Origin of the sequence: Methylobacterium sp. UNC378MF (genome assembly GCF_900103195.1) — a bacterium.
Taxonomy (GTDB): domain Bacteria; phylum Pseudomonadota; class Alphaproteobacteria; order Rhizobiales; family Beijerinckiaceae; genus Methylobacterium.
Genome location: NZ_FMWU01000047.1, coordinates 1 through 23,051 on the forward strand (window position 1 = coordinate 1; position 23,051 = coordinate 23,051).

General features: G+C 69.6%; 24 protein-coding genes and 2 rRNA genes. 11 read left to right on the forward strand and 15 right to left on the reverse strand.

The features are described 5' to 3' along the window. Positions 1–587: 587 nt before the first annotated feature. From BLT59_RS28930 to ettA, 3 genes are all read left to right on the forward strand, one after another. Positions 588–1,478: a DNA/RNA non-specific endonuclease gene (locus BLT59_RS28930; protein WP_091789280.1), complete on the forward strand. Its 891-nt coding sequence runs from the start codon at positions 588–590 to the stop codon at positions 1,476–1,478. A gap of 8 nt (positions 1,479–1,486) precedes the next feature. Next, a complete protein-coding gene (locus BLT59_RS28935; RefSeq protein WP_091789283.1) occupies positions 1,487–1,789 on the forward strand; it encodes a hypothetical protein in 303 nt (100 codons plus the stop codon). 182 nt (positions 1,790–1,971) lie between these two features. Continuing rightward, positions 1,972–3,624, forward strand: coding sequence for an energy-dependent translational throttle protein EttA (ettA, locus tag BLT59_RS28940; protein ID WP_091789287.1), 1,653 nt, complete (start codon positions 1,972–1,974; stop codon positions 3,622–3,624). 82 nt (positions 3,625–3,706) lie between these two features. On the opposite strand, the gene BLT59_RS28945 is transcribed toward ettA, so the two are convergent. Further along, complete coding sequence (locus BLT59_RS28945; RefSeq protein ID WP_091789290.1) at positions 3,707–4,654, reverse strand: NAD-dependent epimerase/dehydratase family protein; 948 nt, start codon at positions 4,652–4,654, stop codon at positions 3,707–3,709. 296 nt (positions 4,655–4,950) lie between these two features. On the opposite strand from BLT59_RS28945, the gene BLT59_RS28950 reads away from it, so the two are divergent. Continuing rightward, positions 4,951–6,141 carry an OpgC family protein gene (locus BLT59_RS28950; RefSeq protein ID WP_091789293.1) on the forward strand — a complete coding sequence of 397 codons (1,191 nt, stop codon included), beginning with the start codon at positions 4,951–4,953 and terminating at the stop codon, positions 6,139–6,141. Positions 6,142–6,158: 17 nt separating this feature from the next. Then, entirely contained in the window at positions 6,159–6,320 is a 162-nt protein-coding gene (locus tag BLT59_RS28955; protein WP_175544167.1) for a DUF2256 domain-containing protein, read from the forward strand. A gap of 148 nt (positions 6,321–6,468) precedes the next feature. Here BLT59_RS28955 and BLT59_RS28960 read toward each other — a convergent pair whose 3' ends face one another. From BLT59_RS28960 to BLT59_RS28975, 4 genes are read right to left on the reverse strand one after another with little or no spacing between them, the layout of a single operon-like run. After that, positions 6,469–7,068, reverse strand: coding sequence for a nucleotidyltransferase family protein (locus tag BLT59_RS28960; protein ID WP_175544168.1), 600 nt, complete (start codon positions 7,066–7,068; stop codon positions 6,469–6,471). A 2-nt stretch (positions 7,069–7,070) separates the two neighbouring features. Then, positions 7,071–8,093, reverse strand: coding sequence for a molybdopterin-binding protein (locus BLT59_RS28965; RefSeq protein ID WP_091789298.1), 1,023 nt, complete (start codon positions 8,091–8,093; stop codon positions 7,071–7,073). Beyond that, positions 8,090–8,791, reverse strand: coding sequence for an XdhC family protein (locus BLT59_RS28970; protein WP_091789301.1), 702 nt, complete (start codon positions 8,789–8,791; stop codon positions 8,090–8,092). Before BLT59_RS28970 ends, BLT59_RS28965 begins: the two co-directional genes overlap by 4 nt. Further along, positions 8,791–9,114: an XdhC family protein gene (locus BLT59_RS28975; RefSeq protein ID WP_091789306.1), complete on the reverse strand. Its 324-nt coding sequence runs from the start codon at positions 9,112–9,114 to the stop codon at positions 8,791–8,793. Before BLT59_RS28975 ends, BLT59_RS28970 begins: the two co-directional genes overlap by 1 nt. A 400-nt stretch (positions 9,115–9,514) precedes the next feature. Here BLT59_RS28975 and BLT59_RS28985 point away from each other — a divergent pair, with 400 nt between their 5' ends. Beyond that, on the forward strand, positions 9,515–10,912 hold the full coding sequence (locus BLT59_RS28985) for an ATP-binding protein (protein WP_091789347.1): 1,398 nt from the start codon (positions 9,515–9,517) through the stop codon (positions 10,910–10,912). A 4-nt stretch (positions 10,913–10,916) separates the two neighbouring features. Here BLT59_RS28985 and BLT59_RS28990 read toward each other — a convergent pair whose 3' ends face one another. Next, complete coding sequence (locus BLT59_RS28990; RefSeq protein WP_091789311.1) at positions 10,917–11,222, reverse strand: hypothetical protein; 306 nt, start codon at positions 11,220–11,222, stop codon at positions 10,917–10,919. 178 nt (positions 11,223–11,400) lie between these two features. Between BLT59_RS28990 and BLT59_RS28995 the strand changes: the two genes are divergently transcribed. Together BLT59_RS28995 and BLT59_RS29000 are read left to right on the forward strand one after the other, a co-directional pair. Then, the gene (locus tag BLT59_RS28995; protein WP_012320413.1) at positions 11,401–11,592 is read left to right on the forward strand and encodes a hypothetical protein; all 192 of its coding nucleotides are present in this window, start codon (positions 11,401–11,403) and stop codon (positions 11,590–11,592) included. A gap of 23 nt (positions 11,593–11,615) precedes the next feature. Continuing rightward, the gene (locus tag BLT59_RS29000; RefSeq protein ID WP_091789314.1) at positions 11,616–12,797 is read left to right on the forward strand and encodes a pyridoxal phosphate-dependent aminotransferase; all 1,182 of its coding nucleotides are present in this window, start codon (positions 11,616–11,618) and stop codon (positions 12,795–12,797) included. Positions 12,798–12,981: 184 nt separating this feature from the next. Here BLT59_RS29000 and BLT59_RS29005 read toward each other — a convergent pair whose 3' ends face one another. From BLT59_RS29005 to BLT59_RS29015, 3 genes are all read right to left on the reverse strand, one after another. Then, a complete protein-coding gene (locus BLT59_RS29005; RefSeq protein WP_091789317.1) occupies positions 12,982–14,046 on the reverse strand; it encodes an alpha/beta hydrolase family protein in 1,065 nt (354 codons plus the stop codon). A 108-nt stretch (positions 14,047–14,154) separates the two neighbouring features. Then, on the reverse strand, positions 14,155–14,667 hold the full coding sequence (locus BLT59_RS29010) for a DUF533 domain-containing protein (RefSeq protein WP_091789320.1): 513 nt from the start codon (positions 14,665–14,667) through the stop codon (positions 14,155–14,157). A gap of 69 nt (positions 14,668–14,736) precedes the next feature. Next, positions 14,737–15,072, reverse strand: a complete 336-nt coding sequence (locus BLT59_RS29015) for a hypothetical protein (RefSeq protein WP_091789323.1) — start codon at positions 15,070–15,072, stop codon at positions 14,737–14,739. A 249-nt stretch (positions 15,073–15,321) separates the two neighbouring features. On the opposite strand from BLT59_RS29015, the gene BLT59_RS29020 reads away from it, so the two are divergent. Then, the gene (locus tag BLT59_RS29020; RefSeq protein ID WP_091789327.1) at positions 15,322–16,206 is read left to right on the forward strand and encodes a transglutaminase-like domain-containing protein; all 885 of its coding nucleotides are present in this window, start codon (positions 15,322–15,324) and stop codon (positions 16,204–16,206) included. Positions 16,207–16,222: 16 nt separating this feature from the next. Here BLT59_RS29020 and BLT59_RS29025 read toward each other — a convergent pair whose 3' ends face one another. Further along, positions 16,223–17,251: an alpha/beta hydrolase gene (locus tag BLT59_RS29025; protein ID WP_091789330.1), complete on the reverse strand. Its 1,029-nt coding sequence runs from the start codon at positions 17,249–17,251 to the stop codon at positions 16,223–16,225. A 190-nt stretch (positions 17,252–17,441) separates the two neighbouring features. On the opposite strand from BLT59_RS29025, the gene meaB reads away from it, so the two are divergent. Then, a complete protein-coding gene (meaB, locus tag BLT59_RS29030; protein WP_091789333.1) occupies positions 17,442–18,428 on the forward strand; it encodes a methylmalonyl Co-A mutase-associated GTPase MeaB in 987 nt (328 codons plus the stop codon). Between the two features lie 145 nt (positions 18,429–18,573). Continuing rightward, a complete protein-coding gene (locus BLT59_RS29035; protein WP_091789336.1) occupies positions 18,574–18,951 on the forward strand; it encodes a CsbD family protein in 378 nt (125 codons plus the stop codon). Between the two features lie 82 nt (positions 18,952–19,033). Here the strand turns inward: BLT59_RS29035 and BLT59_RS29040 are convergent, their stop codons facing one another. The 5 genes from BLT59_RS29040 to BLT59_RS29060 all read right to left on the reverse strand — a co-directional run. Then, positions 19,034–19,819 (reverse strand): 3-hydroxybutyrate dehydrogenase, encoded by a 786-nt coding sequence (locus tag BLT59_RS29040; RefSeq protein ID WP_091789339.1) that lies wholly within the window; start codon positions 19,817–19,819, stop codon positions 19,034–19,036. Between the two features lie 74 nt (positions 19,820–19,893). Next, on the reverse strand, positions 19,894–21,405 hold the full coding sequence (locus BLT59_RS29045; RefSeq protein ID WP_091789342.1) for a sensor histidine kinase: 1,512 nt from the start codon (positions 21,403–21,405) through the stop codon (positions 19,894–19,896). Continuing rightward, positions 21,402–22,097: a response regulator transcription factor gene (locus BLT59_RS29050; protein ID WP_091789349.1), complete on the reverse strand. Its 696-nt coding sequence runs from the start codon at positions 22,095–22,097 to the stop codon at positions 21,402–21,404. The genes BLT59_RS29045 and BLT59_RS29050 overlap by 4 nt, the downstream gene beginning before the upstream one ends. Before the next feature lie 376 nt (positions 22,098–22,473). Continuing rightward, positions 22,474–22,589 (reverse strand): 5S ribosomal RNA (rrf, locus tag BLT59_RS29055). A gap of 168 nt (positions 22,590–22,757) precedes the next feature. Beyond that, positions 22,758–23,051 (reverse strand): 23S ribosomal RNA (locus tag BLT59_RS29060); the annotation flags it as partial.

Sequence of the window (23,051 nt, forward strand, 5' to 3'; positions counted from 1 at the left end):
GACACCGCGTCGATCATCTCGGCGCGCACCGCATCCGCAACCGCCTGAAGCTCCGACTCCGGAAGACGCCGCAACGCCGCAGGAGACGGGACACGGTCCAGCAACGCCGATTGCTCAGGAGAGAGTGCCAATGCTCGCATCCGTTCGTTCGAGTATGGCGACGGCTCCGTCACGGGCCCTCGGCAACCGCGACGCCAGCACACCGGGGGCACGCGTTCATGCTAGAACCCGCCCGTCCGCCGCTGTCATGATAGTGCCAGTTACGGATGAACTGCGGCGCGATCAATGTCGGGCCGACGTTTTTTTCAATCACGTGCCCTTATCGCCACAAGAGGTTCGCCTTTGAATCCGGCTCGTCTGTGCACAATCCTGCTCACGCTCGCGATTACGGGAACCAGCCAAGCTTACGCCGCGCCGCGGCCGCTGGACGGCAATCTGGACTTCCTCTGTAACTTCCTGGGCGATTGCCCGGCGCGGACCGCCCCGGGCGGGCCGGATCGCGATATCCGCCCGTTCGGCGGCAACCTCGGCCGCCCCTGTGCGTGGCGGGACCGCCCGACTCCGGAGGGGACGCGCCGGGTCCGCGTATGCTGGTGATGCGCGCCCCGGGGCGCCTCGCCGCGGCCCTGTTCCTGGCACTCGGCTCGGGTCCAGTCCACGCCGATGACGCCTGTCCGAGCCTGTTCGCGGACGGACGGACGCCGGTCCTCACGAACCCGAAGCTCGCGGTGCGCGCGACGCCGCTCTGCTTCGAGGCCTTCGCGGTGCTGCATTCCGGCCTGACCCGCACGCCGCTCTACGCCGCCGAGCACCTCACCCGTGCCAGCGTCGCCGCGGCCCGCGCGGTGGCGCGCGACGATTCCTTCCACGAAGAGGCGCGCCTGCCCGAGGATCAGCGGGCGTCGCTGGAGGATTACGTCCGCAGCGGGTTCGATCGCGGCCATCTGGCACCCGCCGGCGACATGCCAACGATGAGCGCCCAGGCCGAGTCGTTCAGCCTCGCCAATATCGTGCCGCAGAACCGCGTCCTGAACCGCGGCCTCTGGGCCGATATCGAGGAGGGTACCCGGCGCCTGACGAGCCGACGCGGCGCGCTCTTCGTCGTCACCGGGGTGATCTTCTCCGGCGACGCGGTGCAGCAGATCAAGGGCGGCGTGCTCGTCCCGACGCACCTGTTCAAGGCCGTCTACGATCCGGCGAGCGGCGAGGCCGGGGCGTACCTCGCCAGGAACGACGATTCGAAGGATTGGCGCGCGCTCTCGATCGACGACCTGCGCCGGGAAGCCGGTATCGACGTCTTTCCCGGCCTTCCGCCGGCGACCCGCGCCCATGCGATGAGCCTGCCGGATCCCCAAGCCTCCGCGCGCGCGGACGAGCGCCGGCCCCGTCACGAGCAGAACTGGCAGGACTGGCTGGAGCGCGAGCTTGCCCGAGCGGCGCGGAAATTCCTGCGCGATCTGTTGCGTTCGTTCTTCTGAGAGGACCCATGTCCAAGGACAAGCATCGCGCCTCCGGGAGCACGTCCGGGGATCCGAAACCCTTCACGCCCTTCGCGGACGATGCTGGCGCGCGGACCATCGGCACCTTGTGCTTCGAGAACGGCACGGACCGGATCGCCCTGCACGGGTCGCTGGACCTCACCCGGGACAGGATCGGCCTGGAACAGGCCCGCCTGCTGCGGCAGACGCTGGACGCGATCGTGAAGGCCCTGGAGGCGGCCGACCTGCCCGAGGTGTTGGCCGAGGCGCCGGACGTGCAGCCCGAATCGGTCAGGAACCCCTTCGCGTGACGAACCGGGTGCCTGGCGACGGCCGGGCCGTCCTTGCCGCGTCCCGGCGGGCCTGATACTCGGAAAGGGTCATTCCTATATCGTAGGGACGCGCGTCCAGGACGGGTGCAGAGGGCCCGTGCCTGCCCCGTGCCGCTGGCACGATCCGCGCAGCCCCAACAACGCGCCGAGGACGTTCCGCGATGGCTCGCGAATTCATCTACCACATGCGTGGCCTGACCAAGGCCTATACCGGCGGCAAGAAGGTCCTGGATAGCGTCAACCTGTCCTTCTACCCCGACGCCAAGATCGGCGTCCTGGGCATCAACGGCTCCGGCAAGTCGACGCTGCTGAAGATCATGGCCGGCATCGACAAGGAATTCACCGGCGACGGCTGGGTCGCGCAGGGTGCGCGGGTCGGCTACCTGCCGCAGGAGCCCCAGCTCGATCCGAACAAGTCCGTCCGCGAGAACGTGATGGAGGGCGTCGCCGAGAAGCAGGCCATGCTCGACCGCTACAACGAGCTCGCCATGAACTACTCGGAGGAGACGGCCGACGAGATGACCGAGCTCCAGGACCGGATCGAGTCTCTGGGCCTCTGGGAACTCGATTCGAAGGTCGACCAGGCCATGGAGGCCCTGGGCTGTCCGAGCGACGAGCAGCCGGTCGCAACCCTGTCGGGCGGCGAGCGCCGCCGCATCGCCCTGTGTCGCCTGCTCCTGTGGGAGCCGGAGCTGCTGCTCCTCGACGAGCCGACCAACCACCTCGACGCGGAGACGGTGAACTGGCTGGAGGGTCACCTGCGCCAGTATCCGGGCGCGATCCTGATCGTGACCCACGACCGCTACTTCCTCGACAACGTCACGAGCTGGATCCTGGAACTCGATCGCGGCAAGGGCATCCCGTACGAGGGCAATTACTCGGCCTGGCTGGTCCAGAAGCAGAAGCGCCTGGAGCAGGAGGGCCGCGAGGACATGGTCCGCCAGCGCTCCATCGCCCGCGAGCAGGAGTGGATCGCCGCCTCGCCGAAGGCCCGCCAGTCCAAGTCCAAGGCGCGCATCACCCGCTACGAGGAACTGGTCGCCAAGCAGGCGCAGAAGGTCGATGCCTCCGCGCAGATCGTCATCCCGATCGACGAGCGGCTCGGCAACAACGTCATCGAGTTCGAGCACCTCAGCAAGGCGTTCGGCGACCGGCTGCTGATCGAGGACCTGTCGTTCAAGCTGCCGCCCGGCGGCATCGTCGGGGTCATCGGCCCGAACGGCGCCGGCAAGACCACGCTGTTCAAGATGATCACCGGCCAGGAGAAGCCCGACAGCGGCAAGATCGAGGTCGGCGAGACCGTGAAGCTCGGCTACGTCGATCAGTCGCGCGACGCCCTCGATCCGAACGCTACGGTCTGGCAGGAGGTCTCGGGCGGCAACGACATCATCTATTTCAACAAGCGCGAGATCAATTCGCGCGCCTATTGCGCGGCCTTCGCGTTCAAGGGGCCCGATCAGCAGAAGAAGGTCGGCACCCTCTCGGGCGGCGAGCGCAACCGGGTGCACCTCGCCCGGACGCTCAAGGGCGGCGCCAACGTGCTGCTCCTCGACGAGCCGACCAACGACCTCGACATGGAGACCCTGCGCGCCCTCGAGGATGCGCTGGAGGATTACGCCGGCTGCGCGGTGATCATCAGCCACGATCGCTGGTTCCTGAACCGCATCGCCACGCATATCCTGGCCTTCGAGGGCGACAGCCACGTGGAGTGGTTCGAGGGCAACTTCTCCGACTACGAGGCCGACAAGGTGCGCCGGCTCGGGGCGGATTCGATCATGCCGAAGAAGATCAAGTACAAGCGGTTCTCGCGCTGAGAACGGCCGGCGTTCCGGGGCGCCATGGGCGATCCCGGGACCTGGAACCTGTCTGACAGGCGCAAGCCCGCCGGGCGACGGATCAGCGGAGGCGCGTCCGGGCCTCCGCCAGGATCGTCGACAGGCTCTGCGCGAGCGGGATGACCGGGGCCCATCCGGTGGCGACCGTGAAGGCCGCGGGGTCGCAGCCCTCGCTGCGCACGCCCGCCGGCCGGACCCGCCCGGGCGCGACGTGCAGGTCGAACCGCGAATCCGTCATGCCGCGCAGCGTGTCCAGGATGTCGGAGACCGGCGTGACGATACCCGATCCCACATTGAAGATGCCGCCGTCCGGGAGATCGTCGATCCGCGCGATCACCCGCAGGCATGCCGCGGTGAAATCGTCCACGTCGAAGAAGTCGCGACCGGCCGAGAGGTCGCCCACTTCCAGGCTCGGAGGCACCAGCCCCCGCTCGATCCGGGCGATCTGACCGGCAAAGGAAGCGACCACGAAGGTCTCACTCTGACCCGGGCCGATATAGTTCGACGGCCGCAGCACCAGATGCTTGACGCGGGCATTCGCCAGGACGTCGCGGAGTATGTACTCGCAGGCGTTCTTGGTCCGGCCCGAAATGGTGTCGGGGCGCGGCGTGACGCTCTCGTCCGGGCGCGACCCGTCGCGGAACGCCTCGCCGTAGACGACGGTCGAGCTGAGGAACACCAGGGACGCGCGGGTCCTCGCCACCGCCTCCGCGAGGTTCAGGGTTCCGAGCAGTTCCGCCCGCCAGGCAAAGGAGGGCGTCTCGCTCGATTGGGCGACCGAGGCCAGAGCCGCGAGATGGAACACGAAGGTCGGATCGAAGCCGGCGACCGTTTCGGCGAGGTCGCCGGCGTCGAAAGGGTCGACGGCTTTCAGCGTCACGCCGTCGAGGGGCGGCTGCGGGCTCCGGTCCAGGCCGAGGATGCGACTGTCCGGAGGAAGGTCCCGCCGCAACGCGGCGAGCAGGCGACGGCCGAGATAGTCTCCCGCTCCGGTGACGAGGACGCGCATGCCCCTTGCCCTCAACCCTGCCTCGGACCCTGCGATACGGCCTGTCCCAGCGCGGGCGCCGTAAGCCGGAATCATCGGTCGCGTCTATACCGGGCTCGGTCCCGATGCGAGAGGTCGGCCAGTCCGCGGACCTACGCAGCAGATGGATCATCGGCTCGGCCGCGCCGATAGGTACAGCCGAACAAAGGCGCGTGATCGGCGGGGTCTCCGGACGCGGGGGCGCGCGGGCGCGCTATTGTTCCGTCGCGGCCCAGGCCGCTCCCCTCCGACCGGAGAGTGCCACGGTGATGGGCTGAGTGACGCAGATCGACGATCTCGAACCGCCCGCCGCCGCGAAACCGGCAGCGCCTCCCGTTTCGCCCGGCGGCGCGAGACCCGGGAAGGCCACCCGCGACGCGCGGGTCGACGTGGTGCGCGGCCTCGCCCTGCTTACGATCTTCATCGATCACATCCCGCGCAATGCGCCGGCCCTCCTGACCCTGCACAATTTCGGATTCTCGGACGCGGCCGAGATCTTCGTGCTGCTGGCCGGCTACTCGTCGATGATCGCCTATGGCGGGCTGTTTCGGCGGGCGGGCATCCGGACGACGCTGGCGCGTATCGCCAAGCGCTGCCTGCGCATCTACCTGTTCCAAGCCGGGCTGCTGCTCGCGACCCTGGTCATCGTCCGGATCTGGATGGACCTCACCGGACTGACGCCGCGATTCGGCGTCGCGCCCCTGCTCGAGATGGGTCTGCTGCCGGGTCTGATGCGCGGCCTCGCGCTGAACGCGCTCCCGAACTACCTCGATATCCTGCCGCTCTACATCCTGCTCCTGGCGCTGTTCCCACTGGTCTATTTCGGGATGCGACGCGGGATCTGGGGTGTGCTCGGCCTGTCGGGCGCCCTGTGGCTCGCCGCCAACGTCGATCATCAGTTGAACCTGCCGAACGCCGCGGCGGTGGACGACGGCTGGTACTTCAATCCCTTCGCGTGGCAGTTCCTGTTCGTGATCGGCGCGGCGCTCGCGGTCACGGTCCGCGCCCATGACGGATTGCTGCCGCGGCGCGACTGGGCCGTGGCCGCAGCCCTTTCCTATCTCGCCTTCGCTTTCCTCCAGGGCGGATCCTGGGCGGAATGGGGGCTGCCGGACCTGCGGCCGCTCGCGATCGGCGCGCCCGACAAGAGCCATGTCGGCCCCCTGCGGCTGATCAACATGCTGGCGCTGGCCTACCTGATGTTCAGCATGCCCGCCGTTCAGCGCGTCAGCCGGTGGCGGCGGCTGAGCCTGATCGATGCCTGCGGCCGGCACTCGCTGGAGATCTTCGCCGCCGGCTGCCTGGCGGCGCTCATCGGCCGCATCCTCTATCGGACCTTCGACCCCATCTGGCCGCTGCAGATCGCCGTCAATGTCGGCGGGATCGCGGTCATGCTCGGCTTGGCGCACCTTCTGGATGCGCGTCCGGGCCGGGGGGCCAGCAGAGGTAACGGCCGCCGCCCGGGATAGGGTCGAGAGGATCGAGAATGCCGCCGATGCGCCGGAAGGGCGATCTGCCGGAGAAGCTCTGCGCCCAGTGCGGCCGCCCGTTCGCGTGGCGCAAGAAGTGGGAGCGCGCCTGGGACGAGGTCCGCTACTGCTCGGATCGGTGCCGCGCCGAGGCGAAGTCGGCGCGCGGGCGCGGCTGATCACCCGAAGGCGGACCCTCCAACCCCGCGGGCGCAGCGACGCATTCCAGACAGCGCGAGGGCCCTCGATCGCGCCTTGCCTTGGGTTCGTGTCTCTCCGCGCATGGACGAGCGGCGGTCACGCGATCCCATCGAAACGGGCGACGGATCAGGCCGGATCGCTGTGCAGCGCGGCCAGCCTGTCCGGCGTGTCGATGTCGAGGGCGGTCGCCGGATCACCTGCGATCTCCAGCACGTCCGTTCGGCCCCTGAGAAGCGGCCCGGCACCGTGATCGCCGGCGAGGCGGGCGATCTCCGCGCCCAGCCGCCGCAGGTTGAGCAGGACGGGATTGCCGCGTCGGCCCTCCTGCACCGGCACCACGGCCGCCGGGGCCTCGGCGGCGACCGCGAAGGCGTCGGCGAGACGGTCGATATGTGCGGCGGTGACCCGCGGCATGTCCCCCAGCACGATGACGGCGGCCGTACAGGATGTGGGCAGCGCCGCGAGGCCGGCGCGCAGCGAGGTCGCGAGGCCGGCGCGGAAGTCGGGATTGTCCACGCGGGTCAGGTCCAGACCCACCAGTGCGCCGCGGACCGCCTCCGCGTGTGCGCCGAGCACGGCGACCACCGGGCGGGGACGGGCGCCCAGGGCGGCCTCCGCGGCGTGACGCACCAGGGGTTTGCCGTCGAGACGCGCGAGCAGCTTCGGCTCGGGTCCGAACCGGCTGCCGAGGCCCGCGGCGAGCAGGATCGTACCGATCTCGGACATGTTCACTCATCCGACGCAGTCGCGCCACCGGCGCGGGGCTGCGGGCGCGAGACGATCTCCATCAGCAGGCCGCCGACACCGAGCGCGACGATATCGGCCCGGGTCACGGTCAGGTCCGCCAGAAGCCGGTGCAGGATCCAGTCAAAGCCGTTCTCCTTGGGCGAGCGGGCGCAGCCCGGGGCGCCGATCACCGGCACGTCGCCGCACGCGCCGACAAGGAGCAGGTTGCCCGGGTCGACCGGCATCCCGAGATGCGCGACACGCCCCCCGGCCGCCTCGATGCCGGCCGGGATGACGTCACGCCGGTCGGCGATCGCCGAGGCGCCGAACACCACCACGAGATCCGCCCCGGCGTCATTGATCATCGCTGCCAGGGAAGCGGCCACGGCCTCGTCGGCATGGGCCACCCGGGTTTCGGCGACGATCGCGGCGCCCGTGGGTGCGAGACGGTCGGACAGAACCCGGAGGGTCTTGTCGATCGTGCCCTCCTTGAGGCTCGGCAGGCGTGTCGAGACGACTCCCACCCGGCGACGGCGATAGGGCGCCACCGCGAGGGCGCCGTCCTCGGCCGCCGCACAGGCATGGGCCAGCACGGCGCCCGGCACCGCGTAGGGGATGATCTTGACGGTGGCGACCATCTCGCCCTCGACAACCGGCCGGAAGCGCGGGAGCGTCGCCACCGTCACTGCCTCGCTGACCGCGTTGACCGCGTCGATCCGGGCCGGATCCAGGGTGAGCACCCCGGCCGCCTCCGCAAACAGGTTGCAGCGGCCGGTGAAGGGGGCCTCGACGCGCAGGTTCGGCCCGCGGAGACGGTCGGCGAGACGCGCGGCGGCGGCATCCTCGCCGACATCGCCCGCCTCGAGCGCGGCCGCCACGATCTCCGACACCCCGGCTTGCGCCAGACCGGCGGCGACTGCTTCGCCGATCACCGCGCCCTTCCGCAGGGTTATGTCCGCCCGTCGCACCGTATGCGCGCTGATCAGCCCCGCCGCCGCCGCGACCGGGACCGGGCCGAACCTCACGCGACCTCCGGACGCGGTACCCGGCGCAGGCAGGCGACGATTTCGGCGAGCACCGAGAGGGCGATCTCGGCTGGGCTCACCGCCCCGATGGGCAGGCCGATCGGCGCGTGGATCCGGCCGATCTGCGCGGGCGAGAACCCGGCCTCGGTGAGCCGCGCGACGCGCGACGCGTGGGTCTTCCGCGAGCCGAGGGCGCCCACGTAGAAGCACTCGGCCGCCAGGGCCGCCTTCAGCGCGGGATCGTCGATCTTGGGATCGTGGGTCAGGGCGGCCAGCGCGCAGTAGCGGTCGAGCACAGGCACGGTGGTCCCGAAGGCGGCGTCCGGCCATTCGGCGACCAGCGCGACGCCCGGGAAGCGCTCTTGCGTCGCGAAGGCGGTACGGGGGTCGATCACCGTGAGCGCGAGGTCGAGCCCCGTCGCCATCGGCGCCATGGCCTGCGAGATGTGAACGGCGCCGACCACGACGAGCCGCACCGGCGGCACCTGCACGGTCAGGAACAGCGTCCGCCCGTCCGCCTCGACGAGGCCGCTCTTGCCGGAGGCGAGATGCTTCGCCAGCACGGCGGCGAGGGGATCGGCGGCGATCTCCGCCTCGCGAACGAGACGCTGCGCACCATCGGCAATGTCGGTGACGAGGATCGCGGCGCGGCGCGCAGCCCGCTCGTCGTTCAGAGCCGCCAGGATATCGCTGCGCATCAGTCGAGCCGCTCGACGAAGACCCGGATCCGGCCGCCGCAGGACAGGCCGGCGCGCCACGCGGTTTCGTCCGCGACGCCGAATTCGAGGACGCGCGGCGCGCCGGCCTCGATCACCTCGATCGCCTCGGTGATCACGGCGCCCTCGACGCAGCCCCCCGAGACGGAGCCCAGGAAATTGCCGTCTCCGTCCACCACGAGGTGGCTGCCCACGGGCCGCGGGGCCGAGCCCCAGGTCTCGATCACGGTGGCAAGCGCCACGGCGCGGCCGTCGCGCCGCCAGGATTGGGCGGCGGAGAGGATGTCGGTATCGGTGCTGAGCATGGCCTCGTGGACTTTCGGCCGGCGGGCGCCCCCCGCTCCCCACAGGTATGGCCGGGGCGGCGTGGTGCAAGGTAGGCGGGGCGTCGTCGATCCGTGCCGCCACGTCAGGAAACGATGGCGGAAGAGCGCGCGCGTCAATACTCTACGGGCCTCGTTCCTTCGCGGAGTCGGTGTCCTGAGACGTGGTCGGCCCATCCAACCCTCGCCCTCACCCTGAGGTGCCGGAGCGCAGCGGAAGCCTCGAAGGAGCCCTCCAGCCAGCCGCGCGATTCCTGGAGGCCTTCGTCGAGGCGGCTGCGCCGCACCTCGGGCCGCGTCCCCGGATGAGGGTTCGGACCGGACGTTTCACGGAAACCGGTGCCCATTCCTCCCGATGGCCCCGGCGCGGGCGCGTGATCCCATGAATGCCCCGGATCCCGCGCTCGCCCGGGCACTCCGCAAAGATCCGCCGCCGCGTTCCGCGCCGCGCCGCCTGTGGAAGCGCCTCAGCCGGGCGATCGGCGACGTGCTGCCGAAGGGTCTCTATGCGCGCTCGCTGATCATCATCATCGCGCCTGTCGTCCTGCTTCAGTCTGTGATCGCCTACACCTTCATGGAGCGGCACTGGCAGCTCGTGACCAAGCGCCTTTCGGCGGCGGTGACGTCGGACGTCGCCGCCCTGATCGACATCTACGAGAGCTACCCGCAGGACAAGGATGCCGACACGCTCGCGCGCATCGCCGGCGAGCGCCTGAACCTCGATCTCGACATCCTCAAGGGCGCCAAGTTGCCGGCGCCGGGCCCGCGACCGTTCTTCTCGATTCTCGACGAGGCGCTCTCGGACGAGATCAAGCGCCAGATCCGCCGGCCGTTCTGGATCGACACAGTCGGCCGCTCGAACCTGATCGAGATCCGCGTGGCGATCCCCGACGGGGTGATGCGCATCACCGCACGGCGCAGCCAGGCCTACGCGTCGAACTCGCACATCTTCCTCGTCTGGATGATCGGCTCGTCGTTGGTGCTCCTCGGCGTCGCGATCCTGTTCCTGCGCAACCAGATCAAGCCGATTCTCCGGCTCGCCGCCGTGGCGGAAGGGTTCGGCAAAGGCCGCGAGATCGAGTTCCGGCCGCGCGGCGCCCGGGAGGTGCGCCAGGCCGGGCACGCCTTCATCGAGATGAAGCGGCGCATCGAGCGGGCGATGGAACAGCGCACCACGATGCTGAACGGCGTCAGCCACGACCTGCGCACCATCCTCACCCGCTTCCGCCTGTCCCTGGCCCTGATCGAGCAGACCAGCGAGATCGAGGATCTGAGCCGTGACGTCGATGAGATGAGCCGGATGCTGGAGGGCTACCTTGCCTTCGCGCGCGGCGATTCGGCCGAGCCCGCGACACCCACGGACATGCGCGCCCTGCTGGAGGATCTGAGGACCGACATCGAGCGCCTGGGAGCCCATGTCTCCGCAGTGGATCTCGCCGGCGCAGCGGAGGTGACGGTCCGGCCGGGCGCCTTCCGGCGCTGCCTGTTCAATCTCGCGGCCAACGCCGTCCGCTACGGCGAGACGGTGGCGATCTCCGGCCGGCTGGAGGCCCGGACCTTCCTCGTCTCGATCGACGACGACGGGCCCGGCATCCCGGCGGAGAGCCGCGAGGACGTGTTCAAGCCGTTCGTGCGGCTCGACGATGCCCGCCAGGATGCCGGCGGCTCCGGGCTAGGCCTGTCGATCGCCCGGGACATCGCCCGCGCCCATGGCGGCGACATCACCCTGCACGACAGTCCCCTGGGCGGATTGCGGGCCACCGTCCGGGTTCCGGCCTGAGCGATCAGGTATCGGCGGGTCGGCGCAGGCGCAGGAACTCGTTCTGCACGTTCCGGATGAGGTGATCGATGCTCGCCTCGTCGAGGGCGGCGCCCGCCAGCCGCGTGCGCAGCCCGGCCTCGCCGTTCCAGGCGTAGCCGGCCTCGTACGGCAGGTGTCGCAGCAGGAGCGGGCTGACGACCGCCTCGCGCCGGTAGGCGGGATGTCGCAGCAGCCGCCCGATATGGAGCGCCAGCGTGTCGACGCTGGAGGAGCTGGGGCCCGAGCTCCCCGCCCCCTTGCCTTTCGAATCGACCGATGCCCAACGCATACGTGTCCGCCCTCCCGGAGACGCCACTGTTGCGCGAAATGATTGCGCATCCATGAGCGTCCGGGCGAGCCGGCGAAAAACTGCAGCTTGCGGGGTCCCAACCTTCGCAGCACGGTGATATGCAGGGGCGCTTTCCCAGGGCCGCGGTCAGCCGCGCGCCGGATCCCGAGTGCCGAACATGAACCCGCTCGTCCCACTCTTCGCCCTTATCTCGCTGCCGCTCGCGGCCATCGGGCTCGTGCTCTACACGGATGAGGGCATCAATCCGGACCTGTTCTACGCCTCCGTGAAGACCTTCGTGATCCTGGGCGCGATCGCCGTGGCGATGTCGTTCGGCGCGATGAAGCTCTCCGAGCGGTCCAAGCACTGAGAACTCACCGCCCGGAGGGCGCGATGCTGCACGTGGTCCCGGCCTTCTCGCGCATCGGCGAGGAGAACGCCTTCGCGGTTCTGGCGCGGGCCCAGGCCCTCGCCGCGCAGGGGCGGGACGTGATCAATCTCGGCATCGGCCAGCCGGACATGCCGACGCCCGCCCACGTGGTCGAGGCGGGTATCAAGGCCCTGCGCGACGGCCACCACGGCTACACGCCGGCGGTGGGGATCCCGCCGCTCCGCGAAGCGGTGGCCCGCGACATCCACCGCCGCCACGGCGTCGAGGTCTCGCCGGATTCCGTGATGATCGTGCCCGGCGGCAAGGTCACCATGTTCATGGCGATCCTGATGTTCGGCGCGCCCGGGATGGAGATCCTGTATCCGGACCCCGGCTTCCCGATCTACCGCTCGATGATCGAATTCACGGGCGCGACGCCGATCCCGGTGCCGATCCGCGAGGAGAACGGCTTCGCCTTCTCGGCGGCCGAGACCCTGGCGCTGATCACGCCGAAGACCCGGCTGCTGATCGTGAATTCGCCTGCCAACCCCACCGGCGGCGTGACGCCTGAGGCCGAGATCGACGCCTTGGTGAAGGGACTGGCCGAGCATCCGGACGTGGCGGTGCTGTCGGACGAGATCTACGGCACGATGACGTATGACGGCGAGACCCATCACTCGCTGTTGAAATATCCCGAGATCCGCGACCGGCTGGTCTATCTCGACGGCGCCTCCAAGACCTACGCGATGACCGGGTGGCGGCTCGGCTGGTCGGTCTGGCCGAAGCCGCTCTACGACGCGGCGCGCAAGCTCGCGGTCAACGCGCATTCCTGCGTCAACGCGGCGACCCAGTGGGCCGGCATCGCGGCGCTCGACGGACCGCAGGATTGCGTCGCCGAGATGGTCGCCGAGTTCGACCGGCGCCGGGCGATCGTGGTCGACGGGCTGAACGGCCTGCCGGGCGTCTCCTGCATCGCGCCCAAGGGCGCGTTCTACGCCTTCCCGAACATCTCCCGGACCGGCTGGAAGGCGAAGGCGCTGGCCTCGGCCCTTCTGGAGGATTCGGGCGTGGCGGTGATCGGCGGCCCGGATTTCGGCGTCCACGGCGAGGGCTACCTCCGCCTCTCCTACGCCAATTCGGCAGAGAACATCCGGCGGGCGCTGGAGCGGATGGGCACGTTCCTCGGCGAACGCAAGCCGGGCTGAGATCTCCGGAGTCGGCCATCCCGTCCGCGCCCTCATCCCGAGGGGCCGGAGCGCAGCGAAGGCCTCGAACGAGACCTCCAGACGCCGCCGTGATCCCTGGCACCCTCTCCTGCGAGGTCCGCTGACACGGGCACCTCAGGATGGGGCAGCGCGGGGGATCAAGCGGAGATCTGACCTGTCCGCCTCACGACTTCCCGGGCGCCCGCTTGTCGATCCATCCGACCAGCCAATCGGCGATGTCGAGGCTGTTCTTGTCCTGCATCAGCATGTGCGAATTGCCATGGATGCCGATCTCCGGCAGCAGGATCAGTTCCGCCTTCCCTCCCGCGGCGTTGGCAGCCGCGACGAAGCTGCGGCACTGCTTGAGCCGCGGCGCCCAGCGGGGCGAGGCGTCGACGTAATCGCCGAACAGGACGAGGATCGGCAGATCCCGGTAGGGCGCGAGGTCGTCCTTCGCGGGATCCGGGCACGCGGCCGGCTCGATGGCCACGAGGGCACGGATGCCGGTCCGGTCGAGGGCGGCAGTCTGGAAGGGGTAGATCCCCGATTGCGAGTGCGAGATCAGCACCGCGCCCTTGAGCCTCTTGGCCAGTTCAGACAAGGCCGGCACGGTCGGGTTCGGGACCGGCAGGGCGGCCGACCAGTCCGGGACCATCTGCTTCCAGAACTCGCCCTGGGCCTCTAGGGGGAACTGCATGCCCGGGTACACCTTCGGATAGTCGGGCCCGAAGCGGAAGATCGCCCAGGCCGGCTCCCGCCCGGCCGAGAAGACCGGCGGGAGCGCGTTCGGCTCGGCCCGCCCCGTCTTCACGGCGTTGATCTGAGCCGGGCTCGCCGCTGAGCGGCCGCGCCAGGCCTGATCGATCACGTAGGTCGGGAAGCCGCGGCGGACGAAATACTCGTCCCAGCCCATCCGCCCGTCCGGTGTCGTCTCCCAGGTCTTGCCGGTGAGGCAGCAGCCGTGGATCAGGACGAGCGGCGGCCGTCCGGAACTCACCGGGATCTGATACCGGACATAGATCTGGTCGACGCTGATCGTGCCCGAAGGGGCATAGGCCGGCAGCGTCGACAGCGTGTCGGACTGGACGTCGCGGCCACCGACAAAGAAGCTGCCCTGCTCGGCGATGGTCAGGGGCCCGGCCGCCGGTTCGGCCGCGCGGGCGGATCCGCCGGCGATCAGCATGGCGGCGACCAGCGCGCCGGCTCTCCACCGGCCGCGCCCGAGGACAGGCACTGACAATCCCGACATGAAATGTCCCGTCCTCCCGCGACCGGGCCGCCCCGACCCGTCGCTTCCGGGAAGCGTAGCACGAAGCTCGGCCGCGATGGGAGGTCCGCGGAACGGAGGGGTTGCCGGTCAGGCCGCTATGTCGCGCTCGACCCGTTCAACCGCCTCGACGGGCAAATCGAGGGCTTCGGCCAGCATCTTCAGGAACTGGCGCTCCTGGAGCGTGTCGGGATCGATGGCGAGTCGCGCCGCCGCGAAGATCCGCGCCGCCGCATCGGGATCGGCGACCCGTTCGGCGATCTCGTCGATATCGGCGGGGCTTGCGAGTTCGCGATCGAGCCAAGCGCGTCCGTCGGGATCGAGCCCCGCCTCCGCCACAGCCGCATCGAGACGCTTGCGCTCGGCGGCGTCGACCATCCCGTCCGCCGTCGTAGCCGCCACCATGGTCCGCAGCATCAGCCGAGCCTCGTCCTCGTCGACTTTCGTGAAGTCCGGGCCGCCGGTCTCCGGCGGCGGCGCGCCGCGCAGCGCCCGGTAGGCGAGGCCGCCGATCAGCGCCAAGCCGCCCAGGGCGGCACTGGCGGCGATGCCGCCCCGCCTGGAACGCACGAGCGCGTCAACGATCCGCCTGCTGTCAGCCATTCCGTCCTCCCGGGATTCGATTCAGATCGGATCGGAAACCGCCCGGGAGGCGCTCGGGTTCAGCCGCGCTCAGGCGTCGGCTTCATCCTCGTCCTCGTCGATATCCACCAGAAAGACGATGTCGGCTTCGTCCTCGTCATCGGAATCCGTGTCGGGGTGACGCGCATCGTCGACGAAATCACCCTCGCCGTCGTCCTCCGCCAGGGCGTCTTCGAAGATCTCGACCTCGTCCTCGGTGGCTGCCCGGACCTTGAGCGCCGACGTGCCGTTCCAGAGCGGCTTTCCGCCGGTGGTCATCGTCCGGATGTCTTCCTTGAAGCCGTCACAGGTGAAGAGGTCCTTGGCGGACGCCTCGTCGCTGTTGATCACCGCAACGGCGGTGCCGTCGATCTCGAGCGTGAACATGGCCGGCATCCCTCTCGTAACCGTCCTCGGGCGCGCCCGGTCAGCGGGCTGGCCCACGGGTGCGACGCGCTGCCCCGGGAAGAACCCCCTTGGTTCCGCCGGGTGGGCATGAGCGCCGCGCGGGGATGCTGTAGGGGTGAAGCGGACGGCCGCCAAGCCCGTCGGAGCCCCACTCGCGCGATTCGGCGCGGCACGGATCCTGCCCGCACCGCGACAGGCGCATCACCAGACAGGAAGGATCACCCGCGCATGCGGATCAGGCTCGGCTGCGAGATGCGCTACGCCTTCCCCTATCCGGTGCCCATGGTGGTGATGCTCAACGTGCATCCCTCCAGGGACGATGCGCTCGAAGCGCCCGACACGCTCCACACCGAACCGCCCGTCCCGGTGGAGATCTATCGCGACGGTTTCGGCAACCTGTGCGGCCGCCTGACTGCGCCCGCCGGCAACTTCACCATCGGGACCGACGCGGTGATCCGCGACGGCGGCGCGCCCGATCCGGTGCATCCGGAAGCCGAGCAGCACGCCATCGAGACGCTCCCGGCCGAGGCGATCGTCTTCCTGCTCCCGAGCCGCTACTGCGAATCGGATCTGCTGGCCGATGAAGCCTGGCGGCTGTTCGGCCACGTCGCGCCCGGCTGGGCCCGGGTGCAGGCGGTCTGCGACTTCGTGCATGCCCATATCGCGTTCGGCTACGAGTTCGCCCATCGCGATCGCACGGCCATGGACGCGTATGCGGGCGGGCGCGGCGTCTGTCGGGACTTCACCCATCTGGCGGTCGCGTTCTGTCGCGCCCTCAACGTCCCGACCCGCTACTGCACCGGCTACATCAGCTTCATCGGCGAGCCCGAGCCGCACCCCACCGGTGATTTCGCGGCCTGGATGGAGGTCTATCTTGGCGGCGGATGGCATGTCTTCGATCCGCGCAACAACAGTCCGCGGATCGGCCGGGTGATGGTGGCCTACGGGCGCGACGCTGCGGACGTGCCGCTGACCCACACGTTCGGACCCAATCCCCTCGTCGGCTTCCGGGTCTGGGCCGACCGCGTCGACCAGCGCGATCCCTCCGAGGAGACAGCGCTTCTGCCCGAGGAACCCCTGCCGCCACAGAGCATGGCGACCCGGATGGGGTGAGCGCCGCGCCGCTCGCCTACACCCCGGCGCCGCGGGCGATGGCGCGCTTGACCACCCCCTGCACGTCCGGATTCGAGAGGAACAGGTCGTGGTTGATCAGGCCGCCTCCGTAATCGGAGGCGTCGGCGACGCGCACGCCGAGCGCCTCGAGCTTGGCACGATCGACCGCGCCCGCCCGCACGCCCCCTGCCAGCGCGGCGGAGAGTTCGAGGGCCCGGTCGTTGGTCGAGGAGATCACCGTGATCTTCGCGACATCGGGTCCGAGACGGGCGACGCCGTTGGAGAACAGGTCGAAGTCGATGTCGGGGGCGGCCAGCACCACGGCGCCGATCCGCGCCATCGCCGCCTCGCCGGCCTCGGCGCGAAGCATGCGCAGGGTCTCGAGGGTCAGGAGCGTGCCCATCGAGTGCGCGACGATATTGATGCGCCCGCCGCTCGGCGAGGCGGCGAGCGCCTTCAACAGGTCCTCGAAGGCGTCGCGCGACCAGAGGGCGCTCTCGCGATCGTAGTTGTAATCGAGGGTCGCCGCCGCCGACGGCCACGTGAACAGGCCGGAGACGCCGCGGAATCGGATTCCGTCCGAGAGGCGTGCCGCGCTGACCGCCGCCGACTCGAACGATTCGCGATAACCGTGGACGTAGATCAGCACGTCGCGCCCGAGGGCAGCCTGGGCGAAGGCCTCGGCGGCGCCGGGGCCGGACTCGGATTTCGGAACCGCGCCGATCGTCCAGTCGCCGGTGATGACGGACGAGACCTTGCCCAGCAGCGAGCGGTCGGGCGGCGACAGGCGCACCTCGGCGAAGCTCAGGCCGCGGCCGCGATCACTGCTGAAATATGGCGGTCGGGGCGTATTGCCCACGGGCTTGCGGGTCGTGGCGACCAGCAGCACCGGCATGACGTCGAGCGCCGACTGCTTCTCGGGCAGGGCTGCGCCGGTCCCGAGATCGTCGGTGACACAGGCGCCGAGCGACGGGGCGAGACCCGCGGCGCCCGCGAGGGCCCCGAACCGGAGAAGGACGCGGCGTGAGACGATCTGGCTCGACATGATCCGGTTGCGCTCGGGCGGGGTAGCCTCAGTCGCCCAGGATCGTGACCATCGCGGGGCACGATTGCCGCATGGCGGGGTGAATAGCGGGCACGGCCGCCCTTGTGGTGGGCGGGTCACAGCCGCCCCATCCCCCGGCGGGCGCACGCTCCCCCTCGACGGCAGCCATCGCCGCGGCCATGAAGGGCACATGACGCCGTCCATCGACATCCAGAGCCTCCGCGAGCGCCTGTTGCGCGGTGACCGCGCCGCCCTGGCCCGCGCCATAACGCTGGCCGAGTCCAAACGCGCCGATCACCGGGCCCTGGCGGCGGAGCTGATCGATTCGGTGCTGCCCGAGACGGGGCGGGCGATCCGCGTCGGGATCACCGGCGTGCCCGGCGTCGGCAAGTCGACCACCATCGACGCCCTCGGCTCGAACCTGACGGAGGCCGGACACAAGGTGGCGGTGCTGGCGGTCGACCCGTCCTCCTCTCGGACCGGCGGCTCGATCCTGGGCGACAAGACCCGGATGGCCCGGCTGTCCCACGATCCGAACGCCTTCATCCGCCCCTCCCCGTCCTCCGGCACGCTCGGCGGTGTCGCTGCCAAGACCCGCGAGACCATGCTGCTCTGCGAGGCCGCGGGCTTCGATGTGATCCTCGTCGAGACGGTCGGTGTCGGCCAGTCAGAGACGGCGGTGGCCGACCTCACCGACTTCTTCCTCGTGCTGATGCTGCCCGGGGCGGGCGACGAGCTGCAGGGCATCAAGAAGGGCATCCTCGAACTCGCCGACATGATCGCGGTCAACAAGGCCGATGCCGGCGAGGCCGAGCAGCGGGCCAACGCGGCGGCCTCGGAATACCGGGCGGCGCTGCACATCCTGACCCCCGCCTCGGCCACCTGGACGCCGCCGGTGGTGACGATCTCCGGCTTCCACAATCTGCGTCTCGACGCGCTGTGGGCGAAGATCGTCGATCATCGGGAGAAGCTCACGGCCACCGGCGAGATTCAGGCGAAGCGCCGGACCCAGGATGTGAAGTGGATGTGGGCCCTCGTGGACGAGCGTCTGCACCAGCGCCTCGTCGGGTCCCCGGAGGTCCGGCGCCGCACGGCCGAGGCGGAGGCGGGCGTCGCTCGGGGCGAGACCTCCCCGGCTGCCGGGGCGGCGGCCATTGCCGAGCTGATCGGACTCTGACCCGTCCCGCCCGCCGCAGAGGCAGGTGAACGCGCAGAATTTCGTGGCGATCGGGGGCACAAACGCCGTCTCGCGCGTTCGGTGGACGACGGCGTAACGAGCGGCGCCCCTGTCGCGGCGCCGCGCTCACGTCCAGGAGAGTGCCATGGTGGATACGGATCGCATTGTCGGCGGTGCCAAGGAGGCGGTCGGCAAGGTTCAGGGCGCGGCCGGCGATTTCGCCGGCTCGAGCCGGGACTCGGTCGAGGGACGTTTCCGCGAGGCCCAGGGCCAGGCCCAGAACGTCTACGGCCAAGTGAAGGACAAGGCCCGTGATATCGCCGACCGGGCCGGCGACTATGCCAGCGACGCGTATGACCGCGCCGGCGACGTGGCGGGCGATGCCTATGAGCGGAGCGGTTCCTACTTGCGCGACGGTCGTGCTGCCGTCGGCGCCAGAGTGGAGGAGAACCCCCTGGTCGCCCTGCTGATCGCGGGCGCGGTCGGCTACGGCCTGGCCCTGCTGGTCCACGGCCGCCGCTGAGACAAATCGGCCCCGCCCGTGAGCGGGCGGGGCCATTTCGCAAACCCAGCCCGCTTGGACGGCCGGTCGCTGGCTTGAGGCGCTACTGCGCGGTCCAGCCACCATCCATGCTGATATTCGCGCCGGTGATCTGGCTCGCCGCGTCGGAGCACAGGAACACCGCCAGCGCCGCGACCTGATCCACGGTGACGAACTCCTTGGTCGGCTGCGCCTTCAGCATCACCTCCTCGATCACCTGCTCCTTGGTGAGCCCGCGTGCCTTCATCGTGTCGGGGATCTGCGACTCCACCAGCGGCGTCCAGACATAGCCCGGCGAGATGCAGTTGACCGTGATCTTGTGGGGCGCGAGTTCCAGCGCCGCCGTCTTGCTCAGGCCCGCGATCCCGTGCTTGGCCGCCACGTAGGCCGATTTGAACGGCGAGGCCACCAGCGAGTGGGCCGAGGCCGTGTTGATGATCCGGCCCCAGCCCCGCGCCTTCATCCCGGGAATCACGGCGTGCATCGTGTGGAACGCCGAGGACAGGTTGATCGCGATGATCTGTTCCCACTTCTCCGCCGGGAAGTCCTCGATCGGCGAGACGAACTGGATCCCGGCATTGTTGACCAGCACATCGACGGATCCGAAGGCGTCTTCCGCCTCGCGCACCATGGCGGTGATCGCCTCGGGCTTGCTCATGTCGGCGGCCGAGTAGCGGGCTTTCACCCCGTAGGCGCGCTCGATCCCGGCCCGCGCCTCCTCGATGGCGTTCGCGTCCCCGAACCCGTTGAGCACGACATCGGCTCCCTCGGCCGCGAGGGCGCGCGCGATGGCGAGTCCGATGCCGCTGGTCGAGCCGGTGACGAGGGCGGTCTTGATCTTCAGGGTCATGGAGCCTCCAGGGACGCGGGCGCTCTGCCGATCGGACGGGGCGACGGCGCGCTCACGGTGGGACAGGTCGCAACCTACCTAGCGCGAGAAGGGGACGCCGGCACAGGGTCGCCGGATAGCGGTGCGGGCCGGATGTCACCGGCGATCTCCTGAGGCGGGCGCACCGAAGCCGGGAAGCTGATCTCGACCCGCAGACCGGGATCGTTGTCGGAGAGCCGCAGGGTCCCATGGTGCAGGCGGACCACGGCGTTGACGAGGCTGAGGCCCAGCCCGAAGCCCGGTCGCGAGCGAGCATCCTCGAGACGCACGAAGCGGCCGAGCACGCGAGCCCGCTCCGCCTCGGGGATGCCTGGCCCGTGATCGGAGACGGCGAGACGGATCGATTCGCCATCGCGCCACGCCTCCAGCGTCACACGGGCCTCCGTTCCGGTGGATTCGGCACCGTATTTCAGGGCGTTGTCGATGAGATTGGCCAGGGCCTGACCGATCAGCTCGCGGTTGCCCGCGATGATGAGGTCGTCCTGCGCGCGCACTGCGAGCGTCAGCCCCTGATCCTCGGCAAGCGCCTCGTAGAGTTCGCCGACGCTCCGCACCGTTTGGCCGATATCCAACGGGACGAGGATCTCCTGCGCGCTCCCCGCCTCGAGACGCGCGATCATCAGAAGGGCGTTGAACACCCGAATCAGCCCGTCCCCCTCCTCGATCACGGCTTCCAGCGCAGCGCGCAGCTCGTCGGGCGTCGAGGCCCGGCGCAGGGCCTCGTCGGCGCGGTTCCGCAGACGGGTCAGAGGCGTTTTCAGATCGTGCGCGATGTTGTCGGAGACCTCGCGCATGCCGCGCATCAGCTCGCCGATCCGCTCCAGCATCAGGTTGAGGCTCGATGCGAGACGGTCGAGTTCGTCGCCGTTCCCCGCGACATGGAGCCGGTCGTCGAGATCGCCGGCCATGATCGCGCGGGTGGTCTGGGTCATGGCGTCGACCCGGCGCAGCACCCGACTCGCCGCAAGCCAGCCACCGATCACGCCGAGGAGCACGACGGCCGCGAGCGAGGTCACGAAAGCGCGCCCGATCACGGCCCGTAATCGGTCGCGCTCCTCGGTGTCGCGCCCGACGAGCAGCCGGAACCCACCCGGCAGGGTGAAGACCCGCACGATCGCCTGATGCATCTCGGCATCGGATTCGTTGCGGCCGTAGCGCGTCTCGCTCTGGCCCGGCGTCGCCAGGACGGCCGCGGGTACGTAGCCGACATTGCCGACGACATGGTCGCCGCCGGCCGTGGTCACGAGGTAGAGCGAGGCGCCGGGCTCGCGCGAGCGCCGCTCCACCACGGTGATCAGCCGCCGCAAGCCGCCGGTATTGTACTGTTCCGACAAGCCGTTGATCTCGGCATCGATCGTCGAGACGATCTGGTCGTCGAGTACCGCACGGGCATTCCACGCGACGTAGCCGAGCGCCAGGAAGGCGCAGAGGGCGAAGATCGCCAGATAGGCCAGCGACAGCTTGAAGGCGGTGGTACGGAACAGCTTCTGGAAGCGCGCCGCCGCTGACTCGCGGGGGGCGAGCGCGTCAGCCGAAAACTCCCTCACCCCGCCGCACCCTCGTCCAAGCGCAGGACGTAGCCGGCGCCGCGGACCGTGTGGATGATCGGCGAGGCAAAACCCTTGTCGAGCTTGCTGCGCAAACGCGAGACGTGGACGTCGATGACGTTGGTCTGCGGATCGAAGTGATAGTCCCAGACGTGCTCCAGCAGCATCGTGCGCGTCACGACCTGGCCCGCATGCCGCATCAGGTATTCGAGGAGGCGGAACTCGCGGGGCTGCAGCGGGATCTCGCGGCCGGCCCGGGTGACTCGGTGCGACAGCCGGTCGAGCTCCAGATCGCCGATCCGGTAGCGTGTCTCCTCGGCGGCGCCCGAGCCGGCCTGCCGGCGGGCCAGCGCCTCGGTCCGCGCCAGAAGCTCGGAGAACGCATAGGGCTTGGGTAGGTAATCGTCGCCGCCGGCGCGCAGGCCCTTCACCCGGTCGTCGACCTGACCCAGCGCCGACAGAATCAGGGTCGGCGTCGCCACGCTCTGCTCCCGCAGCGACCGGATCAGCGACAGACCGTCGAGCTTCGGCAGCATCCGGTCGACGATCAGCACATCGTACGCGCCCTCACGGGCGAGCGCGTATCCATCGAGGCCGTCATGCGCGCTGTCGGCCACGTGTCCGGTTTCGCGGAAAGCCTTGACGAGATAGGCCGCCGCCTCCCGGTCGTCCTCGATGATGAGCAGTCGCATGGCCCCGTTCCATAGCGCGCCGCGCAGGTCGGGGGAACGCATCTCCATCAACATGGTCAAGCCGCTCCCCTCCCCTGTTCGCCTGAACGGGCCGAGGCCGCGGTCCTCAGCCCGTTCCGAAGCGGCGCACGGAAGACTCGGAGGGCACGAGATCCGTCACCGGCTTCGTCCGCGCCGGCTGTGGGCCGCGCGGTCCGAGGATGATGGCGATCGATCGATTACGGGATGTTCGCGGTCAGATGACTTCGCGGTAAGGCGCCGCCGAAGATCGCGCGCCAACGCCGAAACGCCGACAGGCCGCCCTCGGTGAGGGCGGCCTGTCGGCGTTTCGGATCGGTGTTGCGTGTCGAGGGATTGCGTGTCTTGCGATGGGCGGGTCTGGCAGCGACCGACTCTCCCGTGTCTTGAGACACAGTACCATAGGCGCTGGCGTGTTTAACGGCCGAGTTCGAGATGGGATCGGGTTCTGGGCACGCCGCTCAGGCCACCAGACCGGCGCATCGCAAGTGGTTTCGGACTGGGCCTTCGCAGGGTGCTGCGACGGCGGGCGTCCGGTTCGGCAAGCATGCAGCGTCTTCGCTGCGGGTCTTTGTTGTCACCGCGTCTCTGGCTTCGCCAGCCTCTGCGGCTGCCGAACCAGTCCGGACACGGATCACGAGAGCGATCAAGCCAATCGGGCGATTAGTACCGGTCGGCTCAACGCGTCGCCGCGCTTGCACCCCCGGCCTATCGACGTGGTCGTCTTCCACGGCCCTCAAGGGAGGTCTCGTTTTAAGGGGGGTTTCCCGCTTAGATGCCTTCAGCGGTTATCCCGTCCGTACATAGCTATGCTGCACTGCCGCTGGCGCGACAACAGCTCCACCAGAGGTACGTTCATCCCGGTCCTCTCGTACTAGGGACAAAGCCTCTCAAACCTCCTACACCCACGGCAGATAGGGACCGAACTGTCTCACG